Raw genomic sequence first — 26040 nt, 5'->3', positions numbered from 1 at the left:
GTACACCAGCCAAATGCACAAAAGCTCACTGCGATCGAATGCCGGGCAGACAAACGCGGTGCAATGGTCCGGTGCATCAGTAAACGTCTCGATGGAAGGTCATTCGGGCGGTACGGCACCGATTGTATCCCGGGATCCTACCTTGCGTCAGCCGGACCGGCATATCGTTTGCAGTTCCCACATCTCGTAGCAAGGAACGAAATAGAAGTGGGATAGGCTTCCAGCCCGTCGACGCCGAGCGGGGTGTTTTTATTAGCGGTAGGGCGCGAGCCCTCCGGTCTTTCACGGTGTTTTTGAAGCGTGACCGGACGGCTCGCGGGCTGTCGATTTAGTTGGGATCTGCTGAGTCTATGGTGAGCTGCTGGCCGTAACGCCTCGGGCGGGCGTCGGAATGCCCGGCCGCTTACGCGTCGCGGCTCACAAAAACGACAGCCGGCTCGCGCCGTTCCGCTAACACCTTGAGAGGCAAAGTAAGTGACATCGGGCTCGTGCCCTACCGCTCAAGTCTGCTTCACAGTGTTGCGGCCCAACGACCTGCTGACCGACCAACCTGGTAGAAAAGAGCGCAACGATGACCGCCTTCAACATCACGCAGCAACTGATCAAAAAACATTTGGTTTCCGGTTCGCTCGATCCGGGATCGGAGATCGGCTTGCGGATCGATCAAACACTGACGCAGGACGCGACCGGGACGTTGGTGATGCTGGAACTCGAGGCGATGGACTTGGACCATGCCAAAACGGATTGCTCGGTTCAATATGTCGATCACAACCTTTTGCAAGAAGACCACAAGAATCCCGACGACCATCTGTTTTTGGAAAGCGCCGCCAAACGATTCGGATTGTGGTTCAGTCGTCCCGGCAATGGCGTCTCACATCCGCTCCATCAAGAGCGTTTTGGCAAACCCGGTGCGACGCTATTGGGATCTGATTCGCATACTTGTGCCGCCGGCGCGATCGGCATGTTAGCCATGGGCGCCGGCGGATTGGAAGTCGCCATGGCGATCGCGGGTGAACCGTTCTACGTCAAGATGCCGCGAATCTGGAACGTGCGTCTGGAAGGCGAATTGCCAGACTGGGTGAGCGCCAAAGACGTCATTCTGGAAATGCTACGACGTCACGATGTCAAGGGTGGCGTGGGGTGGATCCTCGAGTACAGCGGCGACGGACTGGGCGGGTTGTCGGCGATGGATCGACATGTGATCGCCAACATGGGCGCGGAGTTGGGCGCGACCGCAAGTGTGTTTCCGTCCGATCAGGTGACGCGAGAGTTTTTGAGATCACAAGGACGCGAGCAGGATTGGCAGGAGTTGCGGGCCTCCTCGGACGCCATCTACGACCGCAAAGAGACCATTGACCTGTCGCAACTCGAACCCTTGATCGCGCTACCGACCAGCCCTGGAAACGTGGTTCCGGTTCGCGAAGTCGCCGGCGAACCGGTTTACCAGGCGTACGTCGGTTCCAGTGCCAACCCTGGCTACCGCGACTTCGCCATCGTGGCCGAGATCGTGAAAGGACAACGGGTTGCCGAGGGCGTTTCACTGGACATCAACCCGACCTCTCGTCAGATCCTTCAAAACTTGGCCCGCGATGGCCATGTTCTGACGTTGCTGCAGTCGGGGGCACGGCTGCACCAAGCCGGATGCAACGGTTGCATCGGGATGGGCCAAGCGCCGGCGACGGGGCGGATTAGCTTGCGGACCGTCCCGCGCAACTTCGCCGGCCGCAGCGGCACACGAGAAGACGCGGTGCACCTGTGCAGCCCCGAAACCGCCGCCGTGTCGGCATTGGCGGGCAGGATCACCGACCCACGCGATGCGCAGCGACCCTATCCGAAAATCGAAGAACCTTCCGCGCCGATCATCGACACCGGTCAAATCGCTCCGCCCCCATCCATTTCCCGCCAGGCAAAGCCCGACTTGGCAAAAGGCCCCAACATCAAGTCGCTGCCAAACTCCCAACCGCTTCCCGATCGCCTGGCCGTGAAAGTGCTGCTCGCGGTCGGCGACAATATTTCGACCGACGAAATCATGCCCGCCGGTGCGCGTGTGCTGCCGTTCCGCAGCAACATTCCTCGCATCGCTGAATTTGTTTACATCGAGGTTGACCCCACGTACGTCGGCCGAGCCAAAGACCATGACGGCGCACACGCAATCATCGGCGGTATAAATTACGGCCAAGGTTCCAGCCGTGAACATGCCGCGATTGCTCCCCAATTCCTTGGACTACGATTGGTGATCGCGGAGAGCTTCGCGCGGATCCACTGGCAAAACCTCGTCAATTTCGGCATCCTGCCGCTGACCGTTGAAAACACGCGTGAACACATCGCGGCCGACGACGATCTTGTCATTGAATCCCCCGCCGAACAACTTCGGTCGGGGCAGCACATCACGATCGAGAACACGACTCGATCCACCAGCCTGATCGGCGATCACAGCCTATCGCCGCGGCAGTTGGAAGTGCTCCGTGCCGGCGGACTGATCCCCTGGATGCGATCGCATTGAATCATTGAGGGACGGTTTGCCGACGGCCGGGCACACGATTTGCGGTCCAGCCAGATGGAAACGACCGGCGCAGCGACGGTGCACGCTGTGAAAGACCGGAGGGCTCGCGCCCTCCCGCCCAACGCGGCTTCCTTGTCTGAGTCGCGGCCCCCATGATTCCCCGCTCGTTCGTCGAGACGAAACGTTTGTCGTCGACAGCGCGGCAATGGCCGATTTCCTTGCAACTTGGTTCCCATTCAGCCAGCCACCATGACCTTCTTACTGCTCGGCGACATTTCGCAATCGACGCTCGATCCGGCTGGGGTCGGGGCCGAGCGAATTGCTGAACTGTTCCACTGGATGCTCAGCGGCGGCGTGTTGATCTGGTTGATCGTCGTCGGCTTGGCGGTTTATTCCGTCACCGTGCCTGGACGACACCGACCCCGGCTGACCAAGACTCTGGTCATCGGCGGTGGTGCCGTGTTTCCCACTTTGGTGCTGACATCCCTGTTGTGTTACGCGCTGGCGATGTTACCCGCCTTGCATCAACCTGCGCCGAAAACCGGTTTGACGATCGACGTCAGCGGGGTGCGCTGGTGGTGGCGAATCGGTTACCGAACCGGCGAGAACGAGCGTGTCGAGACGGCCAACGAGGTTCGCTTGCCGGTCGATCAGGCGGTCGAGTTCAAGTTACATAGCGAAGACGTGATTCATTCGTTCTGGATTCCTGCCCTGGGAGGAAAGGTCGACATGATTCCCGGCCGAGAAACCCGTTTGAAACTACATCCCAATCGCGTCGGAAGATTTCGGGGCGTGTGCGCCGAATACTGCGGCACCGCCCACGCGCAGATGGCATTCGATGTGATCGTGATGCAGCAGGCCGATTTCGATCAATGGCTGCGGGACCAACAACAAGACGCCCGCGAACCGGCGGGCGAGGCAGCCGTTCGGGGACGCGAACTGTTCCGCCGCAAAGGCTGCGGCGCCTGTCACACCATCCGCGGAACGGATGCGGGTGGGAGAGTCGGCCCCGATTTGACGCATTTCGGCGGCCGGCTCAGCCTGGGGGCGGGAATCAAGACCAATGACGCGGACAACCTGCGGCGTTGGATCAGCCGTACCCACGATGTCAAACCAGGTGTGCAAATGCCCGCGTTCAAATCGCTCAGCGATCGGGAACTGGATTCGATTGTCGCTTACCTGGAGCAACTGAATTGAACGCGGACGCACCTAGCAACCCATCCGGCGACGACCGACTCGATGCCAACGCGAAACGCTTGCTGGACGCATGGCGTACGCCGACACGTTGGCGGTATTGGTCGGCAGTCAACAACTCGGAAGTCGGCTTCTGGTACGTGGTCGCCTCGTTCACCTTCTTTCTGTTCGGCGGAATCCTGGCGCTGTTGATGCGGATCCAATTGGCGATCCCTGATAACGATTTCTTGACAGCCGATCAGTACAACCAGGTCTTCACGATGCACGGCAGCGTGATGATGTTCCTGTTCGCGGTGCCGATTCTAGAAGCGATTTCCATTCTGCTATTGCCCGAAATGCTCGGCGCACGCGACCTGCCCTTCCCGCGGCTGTCCGCGTACGGATTTTGGTGTTTCGTGATCGGGGGCGTCTTTGTCTGTGGATCGATCTTTTTCGGCGTGGCGCCGGAGGGCGGTTGGTTCATGTATCCGCCGATGACGACCGAATACCAGACTGGTGTGGGCGTCGACATTTGGCTGCTGGGACTTTCCTTCATCGAAGTGGCGTCGATCGCAGCGGCCGTCGAATTGATCGTGGGTGTCTTGAAGTGTCGCCCACCGGGCATGCAGTTGAACCTGATTCCGCTGTACGCGTGGTACATTTTGGTCGTCGCCGTGATGATCTTGTTTGCGTTTCCGCCCTTGATCGCAGGCGATCTGCTGATGGAACTTCAGCGGTCGCTCGATTGGCCCTTCTTCGACGCATCGCGTGGCGGCGACCCGCTGTTGTGGCAACACCTGTTCTGGATTTTCGGTCACCCCGAAGTCTACATCGTGTTTCTGCCGTCCATCGCGTTGATCGCGATGATCGTACCGACCTTCGCCCGCACGCCCATGGTCGGTTACGGCTGGATCGTATTGGCGGCGGTCGGGACGGGGTTTCTGAGTTTCGGCTTGTGGGTGCACCACATGTTCACGACCGGGTTGCCGGCGATTTCGATCGGCATTTTTTCGGCCGCCTCCCAGGCGGTCGCGATACCGACCGGGATCCAGCTTTTTTGTTTCATCGCCACGCTGCTGATCGGACGCGTCACCAAATCGGTCTGTTTGCTGTTCACGCTGGGCGGCCTGGCGACCTTTGTCATCGGCGGTTTGACGGGCGTCATGGTCGCCGTCGCCCCGTTCGATTATCAAGCCCATGACACGTACTTTATCGTCGGACACCTGCACTACGTCCTGATCGGCGGGACCATCTTTCCGATCGTCGCCGGCGTCTACTACTACTATCCCGCCGTCACCGGAAAACAACTTTCCGAAAAACTGGGGCGGTATGCGTTTTGGTTGATGTTGGTCGGATTCAACGTCAGTTTCTTCCCCATGCACCTGAGCGGTTTGCTGGGGATGCCACGCCGCGTCTACACCTACCCGGCGGAATTGGGATTGGGGACGTTGAATCTGATTTCGACGGTGGGTGCCTTCGTGCTGGCGATCGGTTTTGTCGTTTTTCTCTTTGACGTGCTTCGTTCCAAAAAGAACCAACCACTTGCGCCGAGAAACATCTGGAACGCGGGCACGCTGGAATGGTTAGCAGAGGTACCCGACAAGCCTTGGGGGGTGCGCAGCATTCCGATCGTCACCAGTCGCTATCCGCTTTGGGATCAACCGGGTTTTGTCGATGATGTCGACGCAGGCCACTTTTACCTGCCCGATGCGGAAGAGGGGTTGCGAGAGACGCTGGTGACGTCGGTGGTCGATGCCGATCCGATCCAATGCCTGCGGGTTCCGGGGCCGACATTCCTGACGCACTTCGCAGCGATCTTTACCGGCGGCGTGTTCATTTTGTCGACGTACCACTGGTACACCGCCGCAACGATCAGCGGCGTGCTTGCGTTCATCACAATTCTGGTCTGGCTCTGGACCGGCACCGCTCCGATTCCAGAAAAACAGGAAAAGGACGTGGGACGTGGTCTGACGTTGCCGATTTACGTTTCGGGATCCCAAGCGGTCGGCTGGTGGGCGATGTTCATCACCATGCTCGGTGACATGACCGCGTTCATTTCGCTGATCTTCGGCTACTTTTTTTACTGGACCGCCCACGACGATTTTCCGCCCAATGGATCGAGTGGCCCCGGGTGGATCTGGCCCATGGTCGCCGTGCTGACGATTCTGCTTGCCTACTCGGCGACGTTGGCCGCGCGACGGTGGAACCGCCAGGATCACGCGACGAGGTTTTATGGGGCGATCGCTTGCGGAGTCGTCCTGAGCATCGTCGGCGGTCTGGCACTGCTGTACGGTCCGTTGACGCATCAAATGGATCCGACCGCCCACGTCTATCCGGCAATCGTCTGGGTCTTGACGATCTGGACTGCGCTGCATGTGGTGCTCGGGGTCGTGATGCACCTGTATTGTGCCGCCAGACGCGCCGCCGGCCGGATGACGGCGCGCTGTGACGCCGACATCGTCAACGTGACGCTCTACTGGCACTTTCTGTTGTTGACCACGGCGATTACAGTCTTGGTGATCGCCGGATTTCCGCTGGTGGCGAAGTGATGGCGATGACCGAGACGAGCAATCGCAACGAGATCAACAAAACGGATCATGTCACATCGATCTGGTGGATCGTTGTCGCGCCCACGGTCTGGGCGGTGCATTTTTTGGCAAGCTATTTGACCGCCGCGATCTTTTGCGCCAAGGTCGCGGATTCCGATCGCTCGGCCGGTGAAGTTCAGTTGGCCGTGATGGCATACACCGTGGTGGCGATCGTGATCATCGCCGGGGTCGGCTGGGCCGGGCATCGTCGGCAGCGCGACGGCCATGGTCGCAGCCCACATGACGAAGCAACTGCCGCCGATCTACGTCGCCTGATCGGCCTGTCGACATTTCTGTTGTCACTATTGAGCGCCGTCGCGACGATTTTCACCGCCCTGGTGTTCTACTTCGTGGGGACCTGCCACTGATGCGTTTGCTGATCTGGAATCTCGGTTGGGTCATCTTGACTGCGGCATGGATGGGACCACTTCCCGACATGGCCCGGCACTCGTTTGCTGCGCACATGACACTCCACATGCTGGTCGTTGCGATCGTCGCGCCGATGCTTTCGATCGCCGCCGCCGGGCGTCGCTACGACCCCGTCCGATTTTGCCCAGGATTCTTTGCACCGGTTCCCGCATCGGTCGGGGAATTGATCATCGTGTGGGCCTGGCACGGACCGGGGCTTCACCATTGGGCCAGACACGACACGCTCGGATTCGTCGTGGAACAATCGATGTTTTTGGCCGCCGGCACGTGGGTTTGGCTGTCGGCATTCGGGGGCACGCAACCCCGCACCCGTCAGCGCAGTGCCGCCGGAGTGGTCGGATTGCTGCTCACTTCGATGCACATGACCTTACTCGGCGCGCTGCTGGCCTTGTCGCCGCGTTTGCTGTTTCATCACCCACACGGCTCGAGCGGCTTGACACCGCTGGAAGATCAACATCTTGGCGGCGCAGTGATGTTGGTCGTCGGCGGCATGGTATACCTGGCGGGCGGTCTGGTGCTGACGGCAGATCTCTTGCGGAATCGTTCGGCGGCACTGACATCCCAGCGGAGTGAATCAGCCGCACGCCCATCGACAGTGGAGGCATCAGCATGAAGGACTTTTTGAAAAAGCTTGCGCTGCTCGGCTTGGTTTTGGCAGTGATCGGTCTACTCGTGTTGGTTTCTGGCATCGTGCCCGTCAAGGCCAGCAGCGGGCATTGGCCGATCACCCGTTGGATTCTCGGTTTTGCCAGTGATCGCTCAGTCGCTTTCCACAGCAACGGAACGGAGGTTCCGCCGCTGGACGATCCCGGTATGCTGACGTTGGGCGCCGGCATCTACCAGTCCAATTGCAAATGGTGCCACGGTCGCCCGGGCTTGCCGTCGCCCCCGGTACCAGCTGCGATGACTCCCGCGCCACCGTACTTGCCCGACGTGCTGCACGAATTAGAACCGTCCGAGATGTTTTACATCGTGAAACACGGAATCAAGTTTACCGGTATGCCCGCCTGGCCGACCCGTCAACGCGACGACGAGATCTGGCCGTTGGTGGCGTTTCTGAAACAGTTCAGCGAGATGAGCGTCGCGGAATACCAGGACTTGGTCCACGTCGAAGAGAATGCCGACGCGCCTGAAATCGTGACGGAAGCCTGCACGGTTTGTCATGCAGCCGATGGGATGGGCCGCGGCAATGCACGCGTACCGATCCTCGCCGGCCAAAACGAGGTCTACTTGCAGGAGTCGCTGCAAGCGTTTGCCGAGGGCGATCGACATAGCGGAGTGATGGAACCGATCTCCGCGCGGCTGAGCCAGCCGGAAATCGTCGCGGCGGCAAAGTGGTATGCTGGGCAAGAGTTAACGCCAACGGATCGATCTGATTTGGACGACGAAGCAATCCGAGCGGGACGCGATCTGATTTCGCAGCAGGACGACACGCTGAAAGTGGCGGCCTGTTCGGAGTGCCACGGTGAGTGGAATGATCCGTCCTACCCTGTTTTGGCAGGGCAACCCGCCGAGTTCTTGAATCGTCAGCTGACGTTATTCCGGAAGCGATCACGAGGAGGCGCCGGCAACGGCAATCTGATGCACAAAATCGCCGATGCCATCGATGAAGAACAATCGCAACAGATCGCCAGCTACTTCGCGTCACTTGCCCGCAACCCGACGGGGGAAGACGAATGATGTTCACCTTGAGTCCTTCCGTAGGCCGGCTTCGCCGTCAAAACAACACCCACAATGGACTCACACGATGAGGAGTCGTGTGGGGGACGCCATCGCATTTCCATGCTGAATCTTTCGCTATCCATCGGCGGCAGCGTCACGGTATTTCTGATCGCGGCGGTTGTCATTGGGTTCGCGGGCACGAAGATGGCCGGCTTGGCCGACCGTTTGGCAGATCGCACCGGACTCGGGGAAGCCATTACCGGCACCGTGTTCTTGGGCTTGATCACTGCACTCCCGGGCTTGGCCGCATCCGTACGCTTGGCTGCGGGATCCTGGTGGCCGAAACGGCAGGAGAACTGGTGGCGGCGACGGGCATCTCCGAGTCCATCGTTGGCGGTCTGTTCATGGCCGCGGCGACTTCGTTGCCCGAATTGATCACCTGTGTCGCGGCGGTGCGTCGCGGCGCGCTCACGCTGGCGGTCAGCGACATCGTCGGCGGCAACTTTTTTGACGTGCTGTTCGTCGCCGCAGCGGATCTCTGCTTCCTTCAGGGCTCACTCTTGCACGGCACCGGCGTCGGCATGCGGGAGTCGTTCCTCACCAGTCTGACGCTGTTGCTGAACATCACCCTGTTGATCGGATTGATTTATCGGCAAAAACACGGTCCGGGCAACATCGGATTCGAGAGCGTCTTGATGCTCGTGATTTACGCGGCGGGATTCTTGACGGTGGCACTGGCGATGTAGTTGCCTTAGCGGTTGATCCACCGTGTGACCGCATCGGCGATCTTGGTGGCGGAGATGCCTTCGGCGTCGAGCAGCTCGTCCGGTGATCCGCTGAGCGGACGTTTGCGGACTCCGATACAGTTCACCGGGGTGGAGTGATCTGACAAACTCGTCAACACCGCCTCGCCGAGTCCGCCCTCGGGAAAATGGTCTTCGACCGTAAAGACCACCCGAGTCTGGTCCGCCGCCTGCCGCACCGTCGCATGATCGAGCGGTTTGATCGAATAGAGATCGATCACGCGAGTTGCAATGCCACAGTCTCGCAGCACCGCGTGTGCCGCCAGACATTCATGTAGTGTGATGCCTGCTCCGATCAGCGTCACTTGGTCCGCTTCGCTCTCCCGCAGCACCTTGCTTCCTCCGATCGCGAACGTCTCACTGGCATCGTAGATGACGGGCAGCTTGCCTCGCGTGGCCCTCAGGTAGGCGATGCCGTCGTGGTCGGCCATCAGATCAACGAGTGCCTCGGTCGATGTGGCGTCGCTAGGATACAGCACCAGAGCGTCTTGAATCGTTCGAAACATCGCGATGTCTTCCAGCCCCATTTGCGACGGCCCGTCTTGCCCGATCGAAACGCCGCAATGCGATCCGACGAACTTGATGTGGGCGTCCGAGTAAGGTGCCATGCGTATTTGATCGAACGCACGGGTCAAGAATGCTGCGAAGGTGGAAACAAACGGAGTCTTGCCCCGCACGGCCATCCCGGTTGCGGCACCGACCATGTTCTGTTCGGCAACAAACATCTGGAAAAACCGATCCGGATATTCGTCACGAAACCGTTTGGAACGCGTCGAGTTACAAACTTCGCCATCGAGTGAGACCAGACGCGGATATTTACCCGCCAGACGAACCAACGCGTTACCGAACGCATCGCGCGTGGCCACTTGATCACCCGGCGAATAGTCGACCGAGCCGGCTTCGAGGGATGCAGCCGGGTCGGGTTGATACAAAATCGGCGGGGCCAGTTCGCCTCGGATCGATTGGTCTGGATCACCCAACTGCGACAAAACCTGTTCGTACGACTCCTCGTCGAGCGGTTTGCCGTGATGCCCGTTTTCATCTTCCCATGACGGAATCCCCTTGCCCTTGATGGTTCGCGCGATCAACATCGTCGGCTTGCCAGACGGCTCCTGCGAATCGTCCAGCGTTGCATACGCTTGTCGCACCTGTTCGTGGTCGTGCCCGTCTTCGACGAGCACGCACCGCCAACCGAACGACTCGATCCGATCGCGATAGGCGCGCAGGTCGTGTCCGAACATCGTTTCACCACGTTGTCCCAACCGATTGACATCCAAGACGCCGATTAAGTTGTCCAGTTGATAATGGGCGGCCAACTGAATCGCTTCCCACTGTGACCCCTCGGCCATTTCGCTATCGCCCAACAGAACGAATGTACGGCTGGGCGAATGGTCCAAATACTTGGCCGTCAACGCCATGCCCAACCCGATCGAAAGCCCCTGACCGAGCGACCCGGTCGCTGCTTCGGTCAAGTGGAACCGTGAAGTGGGATGGCCTTCCAAACGGCTACCAAACGTCCGGTAGCTCATCAAATCCGCCGGGTCGATCTGTCCCGCCGCCGCCCACAACGAATAGAAAAGCGGCGATGCGTGCCCCTTGGAAAAGATCAAACGGTCGTTGGCGGGATGGTCAGGTTGCTCGGGGTTGAATCGAAACGTCCCCCCGAACAACAAGTCCACCATCAGTTCGACCGCCGACAGGGAAGACGTCGGATGGCCCGAACCGGCCTCCGACGTGCAGCGGACAATCCAGCGTCGAATTTGTTGCGACAGTGCATTGAGATGTTCGGTTGGTGATCCGATTGCGGTCGACATGTTGATCTCCCTACGTCTTGATTTCTCTTGAGTTTTCGTGCGTGTTAAGTTTTCGTCCCATGCGACATTCGGCGCGAGATTGAGCTTCAGTCGCCTCGCCGCGATTTCGATCAGCTGATCTCCGCGAGGTCGTGCAGACACAAGACTGGCGACGTCACCGTTCCAAGAGTCGCCGACGGTACAACTTGCAAATCACGCGCCGACTGCGAACGCGATGCTTCGCCGTACCGAACTCAACCTGTTTGGAACGTGAATTGCACCTTCGAAAACGGTTTCTATCAATTTCGAGGGATTCAATGTTTCTAAAAGAAAATCAATCCGAAGACCTGGTCCGGATCAGCCACATCGACCAACTCCTCAGCCCGCTGGAATCAGAGGTTCTGGCCCGGCGGCAAGCCGGCGAGGAAGAGCAGGACGAATGCCAATTCGCCAAATCCGATTTGGTGTTCCCCTCCGGTGAACCCCTGCCACGATGCTGGATCGATCAGAAGTATCAGATCCGCTGACGCGTTCGCACCGAATGTGATCCGATGATCGCGCCGATTTCGGAACATCGATGCGATCTACAGACCGGAGAGCACCACGCAACGAGCGGAAAGCACGTGACGTGACCACGCCAATCCGAACCGGGGCAGTTGCCGGGGGACCGTGCCTCACCGGTATCGCGGAACCACCCTTGGCGATCGACGGGCCGCAGTCCATACTTGCACAGTGTTCCTCTGTGCCGCCTCAAGCGTTTCGAACTTCAGCGCCCGCACAAGCGAGTCGCCGATCACGCGCCGAGACAGCCACCTTCTGCGAATCGAACGGCGGCCGGTCGAATGATCAACGAAGCATCAACAGCTCCCCGATCTGCGTATTCTCGTTTGCTGATCCTTTCCTTTGCGGGACTGCTGCTGTTGGCGTCGACCTATTGCGTGCAGTTGTTTTTGCGCGTCGACAGCGCAACTCGAACGAACAATCGCCGGGTCCCATCGGTCGGTCGATTGGTGGATCTTCGCAGCAGAACCCATGGTGCCGTTCAAGAGTGTTTTGCGTACGTCATCTCTGGCGACGAGGCCGAGAAACGGGATTTCAAAAGTTGGACCGAGGACTTTGAACAGATCTCTCAGTCTTTTCTTCATCAGTCGGCGTTAGATGAAGCATCGCGAATGCAATTCGATCGCGTCCTGAAGCATCAACGTGACATCGCCGACAGCGGTAAACGCATGATCGATGGGTACGACCAAACCGGCGTGGTCGATCCGAATGACTTTCACGCCTTGGAACATGACGTTGATCAATTCGGCCAGGTCATCTCGGTACTGCAAAATCAACTTGAGATTGATTTGGCGAAATCGCAACTGGAGACCGCATTGGTGTGGAACCGAACCAGGGCGGAGAGCATCGTGCTGGGGGTCGTGTTTGCCGTTGTGTCGTCGACGCTGCTCGTGTTGCTGCTCCGCCGTTTTCACGCCTACGACCAACTGCGTGACGAGGCGATGACCAGCATCTTGGAAAGCAACCGTCGGTTCCGCTTGATTTTTGATTCCGAACCCCAGTGCGTCAAACTGGTCGATCGCGAGGGGCGTCTGGTGGATATCAACCCTGCCGGACTTCGGATGCTGGAAGCGGATCGTGAAGAGGTCCTGGGGAAATGCATCTTCGATGTGATTGTCGGCGAAGATCGCGAACGTTTCGTCGAAGCGACGCAAGCGGTCCTGCGCGGGGAATCGAACAGTCTGGAATTTGAGATCGTCGGCCTGAACGGCCAGCATCGCTTCATGACGACTCGCCAAGTCCCGATTCGATACGGATCCGACGAATCAATCCATGTCTTAAGCATTACCCAAGACATCACCGAGAAACGGCGCATCGAAAAACAGTTGAAGGACCATCGCGACAAGCTGGCGCACGCCAGCCGGGTGAATCTGCTGGGCGAATTGGTTTCCTCCATCGCCCACGAATTGAATCAGCCGCTGTCGGCGGCGACCAACTACGCGTTTGTCCTGGAAAAACTTGCTTCGGAATCCCCCGTACAGACCGCAGCGATCCGTGAACATGCCGGACAGGTTCGCGGCCAGGCGCAACGTGCCGCCGAGATCGTCCGCGGCGTCCGACGTCTCCTCAAACCCAGCCCGGGTGACAACCAGGCAACCGACATCCATCAGCTGATCGAAAGTTCATTGGGCATCATGGGACCAGACCTTCGCGCCCATGGCGTTGATCTCGACACTCGCTTGCACGCCGAATCTCTGACCGTTTTTGGCCATCAAGTGCAGCTCCAACAAGTCCTCATGAATCTGTTCCAAAACGCGATTCAGGCGATGGATCAGGTGGAACAAAACCGGCGGACGCTGACCATTGGCACCACGTCGACACCCGACAAGATCGAGATCCGCGTGAAAGACACCGGAAACGGAATCGAGTCCGACGACACACAGGATGTTTTTCGTACATTTTTCACGACGAAACCGGAAGGGATGGGCATGGGCTTGGCCGTTGCACGTTCTATCGTTGAAGCCCATCAGGGATCACTCGTCGTTGAACAATCCACCAGTCGCGGGACGGTCTTTCTCGTAGTGCTGCCACGAAGCGGAGAATCCGCCGATGAATGTTGCGAAAGCAAGAGTTTGCATTGTTGATGATGACCCCGCCGTCCAAGACTCCGTCAGGGCGCTGCTGGCAGCCTTCGGATTTGAAACCCATTGCGTCGCAAGTGCCGAAGATTTTTTAGTCGGGAACTTTAGCGGCTCCATCGACGGCATGGTGCTGGATCTGCGACTGCCCAAAATGAGCGGAATCGATCTGCTGACTCAACTCACCGAACAAGGAACTGCCGTCCCGACCGTTGTGATCAGCGGACACCGTGACGAAGACGTGCTGGCTCAACTGGCGAGCTTCCAGGCGGTGATCTTTCTGATGAAACCCTTTGCACCGGACCGGCTGGTCGACTTCCTCAGCGAGCACTGCACGAGCAAGGGAAACGGCTGATCCGATGGTTCGAACCACGGCTAAGCAACGCCTGGTGGGCCCCCGTCGATCCCGACGCGCCACGTCGCGATGTGCGCAAATCATCGATGGACGCGTGCGCACGAACAAGAAGACTCGCGCCCAAGCGACTACGATGACCCGCACAGGCAGCCGAGGGTCGGGTGAAACGCATCAAAAATCTCTGTTTCACTCGCTCGCCGAGGACCTGCGTCCCCATCAGCCATTGGCCCCCACTGCGAGCGATCTCCCATGATGCCGAGACAAGGATTCCCGGTCACGCTTTTTTCACTGATTGCAAGTGCTGCGATCGGACTCGGTCCACTGCCGGCACAATCGACCGACGATTCGGCGTGGGTCTGGGAAGCAGAACCACGGCTGAAAGCGATTTACGAAAAGGGTCAATTTCGGGCGAAGGACTTTGAGGGCAAATGGTTGCCCGACAGTTCGGGATACACCGTTCGTCAACGGGATCCGAGTTCCGACCAATCGCAGTTGCTGCGGTATAACGTCCAGACGGGTGAACGCGAGGTAGTTGAATCGCCGACGACGCCGCAACCGGCCCGCCGGGGATTGACGTCACCCGATGGCAACGATCGCCTGGAATTTCGAGATCAGGATCTGTTCGTCCGCGATCTGAAAACCGATCAGCGAACCCGATTGACGCAACGTTCGTCCGATCGAGACATTTCGTTTCGTGATCCCCAATGGAGCCCCGACGGGAAACGCGTGGTATTCATCGAGTCGGACGCGACCGACGTCAGAATGCGTCCGATGCTGGTGCCAGACGATCCCTCCTATCCGAGCGTCCGACACCGGCGTTTTGCTCGCGTCGGTGAAAAAATCAACGCCCTCCGCGTCGGCGTCGTCGAAATCGATGGAGGCGAACTGAAATGGTTGCCGATCGAATCCAGCCCGGACGGCTTTTATCTTGGGCAGGTCGATTGGGCAGGGAATTCGGAGGAAGTGCTGGTCGAAAAGAAGAGCCGTTTTCGCGACGAACGAGTCTTCTTGCTGGCAAGCGTCGATGGCCCGATGAAAGAGATCTTTCGCGAAACCAATTCCGCTTGGGCGGTGGGCAGCCAGGGAAAGAATTCGGGGCTGACATGGGTTCGAGACGGCCAGGCGTTCATCGTCATCAGCGAAAAAGACGGCTGGCGCCACGCATTCCTCTATTCGCGCGACGGCAAAGCATTGGCACTGCTGACACCCGGCGAGTACGACATCATTGATCGGGCCGTCGTCGATGAACCGGGCGGTTGGTATTACTTCTACGCCGCACCGGACGATGGGCCGAGAAAGTACTTGTACCGAGTCCCCCTCGACGGATCGGGAACGCTGGAGCGGATCACACCCGCGAATCAACCGGGGACGCACGACTACGATTTTTCTCCCGATGCCAAGTGGGCCTTTCACACCTATTCCACCATCGACCAGCCGCCGGTCGTCGACTTGGTCGAATTGGAAGGACACAAGGTAGTGCGCGTGCTGGAGGACAACCGCGAACTGCGCGATCGGGCCGAGACGCTCCTGACACCTCCGACTGAATTCATCCGGCTGGAAATCGATGGCGGTGTCTCGATGGATGCCTGGATGATCAAGCCGAAGAAGTTTGATGCATCCAAAAAGTATCCTGTCTTCATTTACGTCTACGGTGAGCCGTATGCGCAGACGGTGCTGGACCAGTGGGGCGCCGCTCAAAATCACTTTCATCGAGTCATTGCCGACCTCGGCTACCTGGTCGTCTCGATCGACAATCGCGGCACCCCTGCGCCCAAAGGCGCGGCATGGCGACGGTCGATCTTTGGCAGCTTGGGACCACTTTCAACCGAAGATCAAGCGGCGGGACTGAAAGAACTCGGCCGCACACGACCGTATGTCGATCTGTCGCGCGTCGGAATTTGGGGATGGAGCGGCGGAGGGTCTAACACCTTGAACGCCATGTTTCGCAAGCCCGACGATTACCACGTCGGAATCGCCGTCGTCCCCAAGCCCCAACCACACCTGTACAACGCATGGTTCCAGGAAATCTACATGCGCACCCGCGAGGTCAACCCGGACGGCTACGAGCGATCGGCTCCCCTCCATTTCGCCGAAGGCCTCAAGGGCGACCTGCTGATCGTCACGGGCTCCGGCGAGACGAACACGCACATTCAGATCATCGAAGGGCTGGTGGATCGGTTGATCGAACTCGGCAAACGCTTCGACTACATGGTCTACCCCAATCGTGACCATGGCCTTCGTGAAGGAAAGGGATCGGAATTGCATGTCCGAATGCTCATCGCCAGATACCTGGTCGAACACCTTCCCCGCGGCCCGCGGTAGTGGCTGAACCGATGCACGGCACGATGCCAGCACCAACCGTCTCAAGACGCCCTAAGTTTAATCGTTGACGCACCACTGTCGTCGAACGGTGTATACTCCGGGTGGACATGCCCTAGCCACGTAGCGGCATGGAAAACGGCGGCAAGAGAAGCAGAGACGATCAGTGAGCGAGACCAAGAATTCTGCTCGTGGAGAGCGGACCAGCGGCGAGACCGGCGGCGACGAACAGAAAACCGACGAACAGAGGACAACAGCGAACACCGCCACCGGCAAACCGAACGCTGTGAAGCGTTTATTTGCGGTGTTTTCCAAGCGTTTACCGGCGGGACGCAAGCCCTCCGCGTCCCCATCGTCACCCGAACACCCCAGCGTTGACTCCCGACGGCTAGAAGAAAAGGCTTTACCGCCTAGCGGCACACCTCGGCGGCAATCCCGTGCTCGATGGATCGCATCGGCGGTCGTGCTTTCGATGCTGGTAGCGGCCAACTGGCCGTTTCAGTATTCTGTCAGTTATTCGACCCAGGCGACGTGGTCCGAGTTGCCATTCGACTTCGGCTTTCGAACCGAAGACGGGCTGCAAGCCATCGACCCGGTCGAAGCAGGATGGCCGTTTCGCTACTACATTCGCCATCCATTTCCTAATGGTCCCGATCAAGTTCAATGGTACGGCGGCGCGCTGGCCTGGAATCTGGCGATCGCCCTCGTGTTTTTGGCCATCATTTGGTTCTACTTACGGCCATCGGTGAGGAAGTCTAATCGCGTTTCGCTGGCCGATTTGTTGTTTGTCGTCACGCTGATCGCCTCGGCGATGGGCTATTGGCGATGGCTGATCCGACAGTCCGAAGCCGATCAAGTCGTTGCCGATCAACTCGCAACGAGCGGGCAGGTCCTGCGGCAGTCGTACATGCCGGCGATTTTGACCGACTGGGTCCCCGAGTCGGCACGAACGATCTGGCTGAGGACAACCGCTGTTGATCTCCAAGAGCCGTCAGACGAACAACTGCAGTGGATGTGCAAGTTGCCCTACCTGCGAGCGCTGCGGATCGGTGGTGGCCAGTACGACCAGAAACCGTTGAGCCGCCTGCCCTCGATGCGATATCTGCAAGATCTTCGCGTCGCCGGTACCGAATTGGATGCGGAAACCGTTTTCGCATTGTCTGAATGTTCGCTGCTTCGACAACTCAACATTTCGCACACCAATCTTGCGGAGGACGCGCTTCAACGTTTCGCCAAACTTCCGCAACTCTCACGGCTGATGGCCATGGAAACGGTGATCCCGTTCCAGGCTTGGCAAAATTGCGAGCTGAAGAACCAACTGGAAATACTGGTCCTCTCTCGACCGAAAACGGGGACCGCTGGTGAAATCCGGCTCGAATCTTGGCCCCAACTGCGACGCCTCGCGTTTCAATCACTGGACGAACCACTCAACCCGAGCCTGTTTGAGATCTCGGTGCACGACATGCCCGAGCTGGAGTACTTCGGTTTCGATTCGTTTCAATTGGTCGACCTTGATCTACAACGTCTGCCAAAACTAGCAAACATCAAAGTGCAATACCACAACCTGCAAACCCGAATGGCTGACAATGACCAGATGCCGGTTGAAGCGTGGGTTCGCAACTGTACGTTGAAAGAGATTCCTCTGATCGAGTCCTTCTCGTTTTACGTTCGCGACTTTGAAACCATCCAAGTCGAAGGCTGCGACGCGATGGAGCATCTGGCCGGAACCAGCATGATCGTCCCCGGAGTCGGGGATCCGGACTATGACCCAACGATCAGCTCTGAGTGCAGCCAACGAGTGATCGACCAGTTCGGAAAGTTAAACGGGCCGTCGCTTTTGAGATTGCGAGGATGTGATCTTCGCAAGGTCGATTTTTCACCCCTGACAGAAAACCCCGCGATCGCATCACTGGACTTTCAATACTGCGCGCTGGCGAAACAGGCGGCCGATCAGATCGCAAAGCTTTCGGCAACGAGCATCGACGTGCGAAACGCCGAGGTCGGTGTCGGGTTTGTCAACTCCATCTCCGCCCAAGTCGCAGACCTCAAATCGTTGCTGATCAATTCGAACATCAACGCGCTCAGGGTTGAAAATCAACCCGAACTTGAAATGATCGTTTTTGACCAGCACAAGAAATCACAAATCACTGCATTGCGATTGATCAATGTACCGGAACTTCGGACTCCCCTGGTCCTCAGTCCGGTCGGAAATTACCTGCATGTGGAGGCCGCGCCTCAGCTTCCCGGTTTGGCGGTTCTGAGCCCGCTTTCGAAAATCCGAATCAGTGGTGTCGCCGGATTGGAGTGGTTTATCGGAGGCGGCGAGGGGATGACTGACGAAAACGTCTCGGAGGTGTTGAAAGCGCGGGCGTTGACGAAGTTGACGATCGCTTATCCATCCGCATCATCGAAGGTGCTCAACGACGTCTCTCATCTTCGATCGCTCGAGCAGCTAGCCCTTCCGGGGGCGGATCTCGACAACGACGTGTTTCAACAGTGGGACATCCCCGCGACTCTGACTGAATTGGATCTCAGAGATTGTGGACTTTCGGCCGCGACGACGTCTCGGATCATCAGTCGTGGAGGCTGGACACAACTGCTGCTGGGCGGAAACGAGATCGACATGAGTTCATTGCCCGAACTCAGAAAGAGCCCGGGGCTCACCGCCGTCAGCCTCGGCGGCGTCACCATCAATCAATCGGTGATTGACGCCATGGGACCGCTTGACTATCTGAGCCAAGTGAAACTTGTCGGTGCGACCATTGAACCAGGCGGACTGTCGGCGATCATTGACAAATCCGATTTCTTGAACGAACTCGATCTCACCGGCGCGACCGCTGACTGGTCGGAAATCGTACCGGCGCTCCGAACCCACCCGTCACTCATGTTTCGACTGTCGCCGGTCGACGCGACGGTGGCATTGATCACCAAACTGACCGCCGAGAATCGGCTGATCATGGAACGTGATGCCTACGAAACATGGTTCCAGCCGCAAGAACGGAAACTACTGGGCTATGACCCGAGGGGGTTTGCGGTCTACGCAGATCCAGATGACGAGGAGGGGCCAAGCGAATTCGAGCGTCCCGACTGGGCACCCGATTTTTTCCGCCCTGCTCCCAAGATTAACTCCCCAGCCGGGACCGTCCTTGTCCCCAACGCTCCGGTCGGGCCGGGAGCCCGTTCCGTACTCGGTCAATTGCTCCGTTCGATCAACTCCGCGGGTGCATCCGTCGACGACACCGACAATTTAGAAGACGTGGAAGAACAATGAAGTGTCCATTGAAACTCTGCCTGTTGGCAATCGCCGTGATCTCATTGACAGGCTGTGAACCGGTGCCAACGGAGCAACACTTTTCCGTTCCGGCGGGCGAAACGCTTGTCGCCGCGCCCGCTGTTGCGAACCAATACCGCTGGCCGGTGATTGAAGACCAATGGCAAGCCACCAAACCGACCGACTGTGGGTTCCTGCGCCAAATCAAGCCGGGAGCGATTGGCGAAATCGCCGATCAGATTCTCAAAAAGAATCAGAAGCGGATGGAAGACGCCAAGTCCAGCCCGCAGCCGCCGCCGTGGATGGTCGCATCGACTGGCCTCAGCGGCGAGGCGTTGACAATGGCAAGAATTGCCCTCGATGAAGTGGACGAACAGCCGATGCTCCGCGAAAGCGTTGCGATGCCGGCGGACGTTTCCAACCCGACGGTCTGGCTGGACAACACGGGACGGCACTTGGTCGTCGGCGGCGACAACGGACTTTGGATTTCAAGATTGCCGTGGCGACCCTGGTGGGCGTTGCCAGGTATGCCGCCGACGGAACGCGACGAACCTGGTGATGCGGGCAAGTATCAACACCTTGCATTACCCATGTCAGCTGAAAACGCAATCCATGTCGAGTTTTTCGGGCAGCACGCGGACGGCTCGGACTCTCAACTGATCGTTGCCGCCGGAAAACAACTTCACCGGGTCGATTGCACAACGGCCTCCATTGCCACAACGCTGGCCTTCGACGAGGACATCCTACATCTCAGCGTGGCAGCGGAAACAGGTCATGCCGCGGTCGTTGACCACGCGGGCGATCTGTACTTGACCGACCCGGAATTGGCCACGGCGACGAAGATCGGCAAGGTCGACGTGAGCCTTCCGATGCCAGCGATTTCCCCCGATGCGACCCGAATCGCGGCTTGGCACGATCCCCAAAACGGCCGCGTGTTCAAACTCAATGGTGGAGTGTTGGACTACGATTTCGACGTTCCGCTCAACGATCCCGGCGAACCGTTGATGGTGCGTTGTTTGCATGACGATGACTTGTGGATCGAGAAGAATGCGTGTCATCGACGTCCCAACGACCCGAACGCGTCGGGAAATGATCACCAGAGTTTGCGGGCATCGATCTACTGGGACATCGTGGACGTCATCGACCTTCACCATTCCTACTCACGGCGCATACAACTCTGTCTCGCTGACCGCCCGCTGCCCGACGGCGGCACCGAGCGTGTGATGTACGACACCATTCTTGGTGATCGCTCGTTTGGGCGGCCGATGCCGATGAAACGTTTCGGCGATCGAAAACTTGTGGTCGCCGCTTCCGGACGCGTCGTCGCGCTGCATGACGGTCAGACCATTGACCTTTACGCCCGCCTCGTGTTCCCCCCGCAAGGTGTAAACGAACTTGGGCGGCTGGCGAGTAGTTGGGCATGGCAGAATCAGTTCGATCATTTAGAAGCGTTGCACTCCGTGATTCGAGCTCTCCCCGAAAAGCGATTCAATCGAACCAACGAGCAACTCTATCAGATGCTCTCTGAGGGAATTGCCATGAAATGGTTCTTCAAGGAACAGTCACTGAGGAACGATCAAGTCACCGAAGCAGACGTCGAGGTGACAAAAGAACGTTTGGCGGGCTTCGCCGAGTGGGCTGATCGTCAGTCACCGCTCGCACTGACAGCAAAAATGAAATACTGCTACACGAAAGCCTGGGATGCCAGGGGCAGCGGCTGGTCCGGTTCCGTGACGGAGAACGGCTGGCAAACGTTTCAATCGCAAAACAAGATGGCGATGGAAGCGTGGAACAAGTTGCAACAGACCGACGATATCCCCGCCGTTGCTTACCAATACTTCATCGACCTGGCTCGCGACGCGTCATTCAGCTACGACGATACCTATGACGAGATTCGTGAATATCTTGAACGATTCCCGCACGATGACATGCTGCATCTGCAAGTGATGATCTGGCGACTGGAACGCTGGGGTGGGACACGCGGATCCGGCTCCGCCTACGCTGCCGCGGTCGCCCAGGCAATCGGACCACCGATGGGGGATTTTATCTATTCAAGATGCATCCAATGGGTTGATAAAGTGTTCCTGCGGGCGTTCTTTCGATATGCGCATGTTGATGGAAACCGCGTGCTCGCCGGCGTCCGGCAAGGCTTGGAGATGGAATATTTTCAAGAGCAGAGCACCCTGGACGCAATGATGTTGGTGGCAGGTTCACACAGTCGATTGGACACACCCGGGCCCAATTCGACGTACACCAAGAATGCACTTCGACTCTGTGAAGACTTGGCCGAGTACTACCGTTGCAGGTATCCGATGCTGACCAACGAAAAGGCGACGCTCACGGGAAATGACGAAATCAACCGATTGAAATCGTATCTGCCGGAGTGATTCGCTTGGCGTCGTGGATTCTGCCCCTGCGGTGATCCATTTGCCCCACCCATCGTTCGCCCCCACACGCAATCGAACCGGACTCGAAGCCGATGATCGTTGACGCACCAACGTTGCGATGAGACAATGTCGCAGTGATGCCACCGTCTACGACTACGAGCTTCCGAGATGACCGTTGAAAAGATTCCGCCCAATAGCGAAGGTTTTCATCCCCTACCTGACTTCCTGATGCACAATCACTGACACTCGCCCCATGAACGACACTCCCCCACCGCTTCGCCACGCGGATCTGCTGGAACTGAAACGCTGGAACACGCCCACGATTTACAACGGCTGGGAACAGATCACTTCTCGCGATGCGGGTCGAGAGTGTTTTAATCTTGAAGAAACCCACGACTTCATGCCACAGATGGGGCCCATGATCGGTTACGCCGTGACGGTCGTGATCGAGCCGGGTAACCCCGATCACAAGACGGCAGATACCGGTGCTTGGAGTGAATACCGACGGTACGTGGCGTCGATACCGGGACCCAAGATCGTGGTCGTGCAGGATCTGGACAAACCGGCGACCTTCGGTGCCTTTTGGGGTGAAGTGAACAGCAACATCCATCGAGCCCTCGGCTGTGTCGGTGCGATCGTGGACGGTTCCATTCGTGACGTCGATGAAATGACCAACGCAGGCTTCAAAGCGTTGGCTCGCAGATTGAGCGTCGGTCATGCGTACAGCACTCCGGTTCGATGGGGCTGCGAAGTCGAAGTGTTCGGCACGCCGATCACACCAGGAACGTTGATTCACGCCGACAAGCACGGGTTTCTTGCCGTGCCGATGGAGGACACGCCTGGGCTTTTGGACGCCGCCCGCAGCATGGACTCCTTCGAATGCCAAACCATGATTCCGACCGCCCGTAGCGCGGCCGGTCAATCAATGGAAGAACTCCTGACTGAAATCGATGATGCCTGCGCCCGATTTGGTGATTCGGTAAAACAGAAATTCTCAGGCAAGTCGGATGAATGGGCATGAACCGACAAAGCATCTTCGTTGTTGTCGTCGCAGCACTGGCGTCGATCGTTTCCTCATCCGATGTCTGTGCCGACGAACCCGCGTCATCAGCGTTTGACGTCGATCGCGGTGGCGTCGTGATGACTTTCGACGACCGAAATTTCGACGATTGGGTCAATGCGATCCCGTTGTTTGACCGGTTCGGTGTCAACGCAACGTTCTTTATCAACGGCAAGATTGACGAACAGGCTGTCAAGGCAATCCGCCAGCTTAAAAGCCACGGTCACGCGATCGGTTCCCACAGCGTGCATCATTTGAAAGCCGTCGAGTACTGCCAGGATCATTCACCCGAAGTCTTTCTTCGCAACGAAATTCGTCCGCAACTCGAAGCGTTTCAAGCTGCGGAAGTCACTCCGACGTCGTTCGCCTATCCCATGAGCCGCAACGACGCCGTCACCGACGAGACACTGTTAACGGTGTTTCGACATCTGCGGACAGGAAAAAACGTGGGCGACGGGCAACGCGTCTGTGATGTCGATGCATTCTTTGTTCCAGCCAGCCGGATTCACCAGCACGGTTGCCTGATCGCAAAGGGTATCGACTACGCTCCCACTCGCCCCGATCGCACCTTTGAACAGATCGACGCAGCATTGACCCGCGCGGCAGAGAACAACGAAATCCTCGTGTTCTATGCGCATCGCATCTGTGCGACGAAACCCGACGGAGGCCACTTTGTGACTCCCGAAGCACTGACTCAAATCTTTAGCAAAGCGGAGGAGCTGAAACTGCCGTTTTACACGTTCGACCAACTGCCGTAGCCGACACACACGAATCAAGTGACCTTTCGACCAGAAAACCAGAATGCAAATGCAGTGGATCGACAAACAGCGATTGCGGCGAGAAACACTTGCCGGCACGTTTCTCAACCTCGGCTCCGCGACGGCCGTTGAGATTGCCGCCGGCGTCGGTTTTGATTGGCTGCTGATTGATCTTGAACATGGCTCCGGTTCGCTGGCCGATCTGCGCGGGATGCTGTTGGCCTGCCGCGCCGGCAATGCCGCGCCTGTCGTGCGTCTTCGTTCGGTCGACCCCGACACGGTCAAATTCGTGATGGACAGCGGCGCCGCTGGGGTCATGTTCCCCTTTGTCAGTTCGGCCGACGAAGCTCGAAAAGCGGTGCGTTGCATGAAGTACCCGCCGCTGGGTCGCCGCGGCGTGGCCGGTGTGATCCGCGCGACCGACTACGGCCGGAACTGGCAGCAGTACTTTGAGGAGGCGAACGACAAGAGCCTCGTTATCGTCCAAATCGAAACGCCCGAAGCGGTAGCGGCGGCCGAGGAGATCGCGGCAGTAGAGGGCGTCGACGTGTTGTTCGTCGGCCCGCTGGATCTTTCGGTCAACCTGGGACATCCCGCCGACTTCGGCCACCCCGATGTCGCAAACGCTTTTCAATACGTCGTCGACTGCTGTGAAAGGCAGGGCAAGTCAGCGGGAATCCTGACCAAAAACGGATTCATCCGGCAACACAAAGAACAGGGATTCCGGCTGCTCGCTTTCGGCTCCGATTCGGGCGCCATCCTCAGCGGCATGCAAAATGACTTGACGGAACTTCGTTCCTGAGCCCCACGCGTTTGGCGTTTGAGTCGCGTTTCACGGTGCCATTGCCCCCCAACGAATCGCTTTTCGTTCGCGACGTTGACGATCGTCCCCAACGCTGCGGTTGGTCCAACCTCGTGGACTGAAGGGTCCCGCGATCGATAGGACCAATAGGACAGATGGGACCCATACGTCCTATGTGTCCTAGTGGTCCCATTGCACGATCGTTGCCCCGGCGGGAAAGCATCAAGCAACACCGCGGGCGATTCGGTCGCATCGACCTCCGCGTCGAACGCCTTCGGCCGAGCGAAAACTTTTTTTACAAGGCACCGCAATGATTGAAACAAAACCACTGACGGTTCGCTTGGAAATCTGAACGAGGTGTGTTTCGCCCCTTCCTGCTGGCCGCAGCCACACGACGGTCGAATCACGGGGCTGGCCCCCTCTGAACTCCACGCAAACCAAACGGACGAGACGACAATGGCAACGATTCAAGAACCGGCGAGAAAAGCGCCCTGGCCACCCGCTCCCACGACCGGCCATCAACCGGTCCCCTACCAAGTAGGCCAGAAGGAAGGCGAAACCTTCGCCTCCATTGCAAAGGACCATGGACTCGACGCCAAAGAACTGATCCGGTTCAACTTTGGCACGCTGAAGTCAGCCGAGATCAACTGGTATCTGGTCAATTACGTCCAGTGCCCCCGCCCTTCGCGTGGGCAAAAGTACGTTCATTTTCGCGGGGCAACCTACGATGCGGCGAAGAAGTCCGGGATGATCTTTTTGCCCACCGGTGCTCCCCAGCCCCAGGGAAACGAGTTCGGGAACAAGGTGGTCGAACTGTACAACAGCCTGAGCGAAAGTGAGAAGTATCCCAACGGGCTGTGCTACCAAATCGCCTACAACCGCGTCAAAGCTGCTGCGATCCAGGTGGGCGTTGCCTTGCCATCGCTGTCCAGTCGCACGTCGTTTGGCCGATTGTGGGGCTCGTTCATCAACACCAAGACCAACAGTTGGTTCAATCTTCCCGAAAAATATCGTGGCAAAGGCGCTGCGGGAGCGATGGCGTATGCGAAGCTTGGCACGCTCGTCGAGCAGCAGGGAATCTGGGCCGGCAACCTGAAGCCGGGTGCCGTGATCCAAACCTGGAGCACCAAGTCTAACTACGAACTCGTCCGCGATAACAAACGTCCTCGCGGGATCGGACACTCCTTTATCTTCCTCCGCTATGCGACCTCCGGGGGCAACATCGATGGCATGCACATCGCCGACCAGGGTTACCAGGGGCGTCGCGTGTTGTCGCGAGGCCACTGGGGTTATTGGGTCGGAGCCAATCTGGTCAAAGGCGGATGAAAACACGAGTCACTGAAGGGCCGCAGGCAAAACGATGGTTGCACTTGCGGCGTGAGAAAGGCTTGGAGGGGAAAAACTGATTCGCCAGCTGAAGTTGGCAGAAAAATCAGGGGCAGAAAAATGGGGGGGCGGCTGGGAGTGTTATTGTGGGGCCGATGTCGGGTCTCGTCGG

The 26040-nt window shown here is 58.2% G+C and carries 18 protein-coding genes; 17 read left to right on the top strand and 1 reads right to left on the bottom strand.

Going from position 1 to position 26040, the window contains the following annotated elements; translation table 11 throughout:
• The first annotated feature begins 571 nt into the window (after positions 1 to 571).
• From NZK35_RS21775 to NZK35_RS21745, 7 genes are all read left to right on the top strand, one after another.
• Positions 572 to 2503, top strand: coding sequence for an aconitate hydratase (locus NZK35_RS21775; RefSeq protein ID WP_259634634.1), 1932 nt, complete (start codon positions 572 to 574; stop codon positions 2501 to 2503).
• A gap of 249 nt (positions 2504 to 2752) precedes the next feature.
• Entirely contained in the window at positions 2753 to 3700 is a 948-nt protein-coding gene (gene coxB, locus NZK35_RS21770) for a cytochrome c oxidase subunit II (RefSeq protein ID WP_259634633.1), read from the top strand.
• Positions 3697 to 6225, top strand: coding sequence for a cytochrome c oxidase subunit I (gene ctaD, locus NZK35_RS21765; RefSeq protein ID WP_259634632.1), 2529 nt, complete (start codon positions 3697 to 3699; stop codon positions 6223 to 6225). The genes coxB and ctaD overlap by 4 nt, the downstream gene beginning before the upstream one ends.
• Before the next feature lie 5 nt (positions 6226 to 6230).
• Positions 6231 to 6632 (top strand): transmembrane prediction, encoded by a 402-nt coding sequence (locus NZK35_RS21760; RefSeq protein ID WP_259634631.1) that lies wholly within the window; start codon positions 6231 to 6233, stop codon positions 6630 to 6632.
• Positions 6632 to 7306, top strand: coding sequence for a cytochrome c oxidase assembly protein (locus tag NZK35_RS21755; RefSeq protein WP_259634630.1), 675 nt, complete (start codon positions 6632 to 6634; stop codon positions 7304 to 7306). The genes NZK35_RS21760 and NZK35_RS21755 overlap by 1 nt, the downstream gene beginning before the upstream one ends.
• Complete coding sequence (locus NZK35_RS21750) at positions 7303 to 8373, top strand: c-type cytochrome (protein WP_259634629.1); 1071 nt, start codon at positions 7303 to 7305, stop codon at positions 8371 to 8373. The genes NZK35_RS21755 and NZK35_RS21750 overlap by 4 nt, the downstream gene beginning before the upstream one ends.
• A 317-nt stretch (positions 8374 to 8690) precedes the next feature.
• Positions 8691 to 9101, top strand: a complete 411-nt coding sequence (locus tag NZK35_RS21745) for a hypothetical protein (RefSeq protein ID WP_259634628.1) — start codon at positions 8691 to 8693, stop codon at positions 9099 to 9101.
• 5 nt (positions 9102 to 9106) lie between these two features.
• Here NZK35_RS21745 and NZK35_RS21740 read toward each other — a convergent pair whose 3' ends face one another.
• Positions 9107 to 10972 carry a transketolase gene (locus tag NZK35_RS21740; RefSeq protein WP_259634627.1) on the bottom strand — a complete coding sequence of 622 codons (1866 nt, stop codon included), beginning with the start codon at positions 10970 to 10972 and terminating at the stop codon, positions 9107 to 9109.
• A 296-nt stretch (positions 10973 to 11268) separates the two neighbouring features.
• On the opposite strand from NZK35_RS21740, the gene NZK35_RS21735 reads away from it, so the two are divergent.
• The 10 genes from NZK35_RS21735 to NZK35_RS21690 all read left to right on the top strand — a co-directional run bounded on the left by NZK35_RS21735 (position 11269) and on the right by NZK35_RS21690 (position 25868).
• On the top strand, positions 11269 to 11478 hold the full coding sequence (locus NZK35_RS21735; RefSeq protein ID WP_259634626.1) for an acetyltransferase: 210 nt from the start codon (positions 11269 to 11271) through the stop codon (positions 11476 to 11478).
• Positions 11479 to 11793: 315 nt separating this feature from the next.
• Complete coding sequence (locus NZK35_RS21730) at positions 11794 to 13596, top strand: sensor histidine kinase (protein ID WP_259634625.1); 1803 nt, start codon at positions 11794 to 11796, stop codon at positions 13594 to 13596.
• Positions 13562 to 13945 (top strand): response regulator transcription factor, encoded by a 384-nt coding sequence (locus NZK35_RS21725; protein WP_259634624.1) that lies wholly within the window; start codon positions 13562 to 13564, stop codon positions 13943 to 13945. Before NZK35_RS21730 ends, NZK35_RS21725 begins: the two co-directional genes overlap by 35 nt.
• Positions 13946 to 14197: 252 nt before the next feature.
• Positions 14198 to 16267, top strand: coding sequence for a S9 family peptidase (locus tag NZK35_RS21720; protein ID WP_407699816.1), 2070 nt, complete (start codon positions 14198 to 14200; stop codon positions 16265 to 16267).
• Positions 16268 to 16430: 163 nt separating this feature from the next.
• Entirely contained in the window at positions 16431 to 19535 is a 3105-nt protein-coding gene (locus NZK35_RS21715) for a hypothetical protein (protein WP_259634622.1), read from the top strand.
• Positions 19532 to 21922 (top strand): hypothetical protein, encoded by a 2391-nt coding sequence (locus NZK35_RS21710; RefSeq protein WP_259634621.1) that lies wholly within the window; start codon positions 19532 to 19534, stop codon positions 21920 to 21922. Before NZK35_RS21715 ends, NZK35_RS21710 begins: the two co-directional genes overlap by 4 nt.
• 253 nt (positions 21923 to 22175) lie before the next feature.
• Positions 22176 to 22943, top strand: coding sequence for an RraA family protein (locus NZK35_RS21705; protein WP_259634620.1), 768 nt, complete (start codon positions 22176 to 22178; stop codon positions 22941 to 22943).
• Entirely contained in the window at positions 22940 to 23740 is an 801-nt protein-coding gene (locus tag NZK35_RS21700) for a polysaccharide deacetylase family protein (RefSeq protein WP_259634619.1), read from the top strand. The genes NZK35_RS21705 and NZK35_RS21700 overlap by 4 nt, the downstream gene beginning before the upstream one ends.
• 49 nt (positions 23741 to 23789) lie before the next feature.
• Positions 23790 to 24542 carry an HpcH/HpaI aldolase family protein gene (locus tag NZK35_RS21695; RefSeq protein ID WP_259634618.1) on the top strand — a complete coding sequence of 251 codons (753 nt, stop codon included), beginning with the start codon at positions 23790 to 23792 and terminating at the stop codon, positions 24540 to 24542.
• A 456-nt stretch (positions 24543 to 24998) separates the two neighbouring features.
• Complete coding sequence (locus NZK35_RS21690; RefSeq protein ID WP_259634617.1) at positions 24999 to 25868, top strand: LysM peptidoglycan-binding domain-containing protein; 870 nt, start codon at positions 24999 to 25001, stop codon at positions 25866 to 25868.
• The last annotated feature ends 172 nt before the right edge of the window (positions 25869 to 26040 follow it).

The organism is Stieleria sedimenti, from assembly GCF_025060895.1.
Taxonomy (GTDB): Bacteria; Planctomycetota; Planctomycetia; order Pirellulales; family Pirellulaceae; genus Stieleria; species Stieleria sedimenti.
This window is presented reverse-complemented; position numbering and strand designations above follow the sequence as displayed.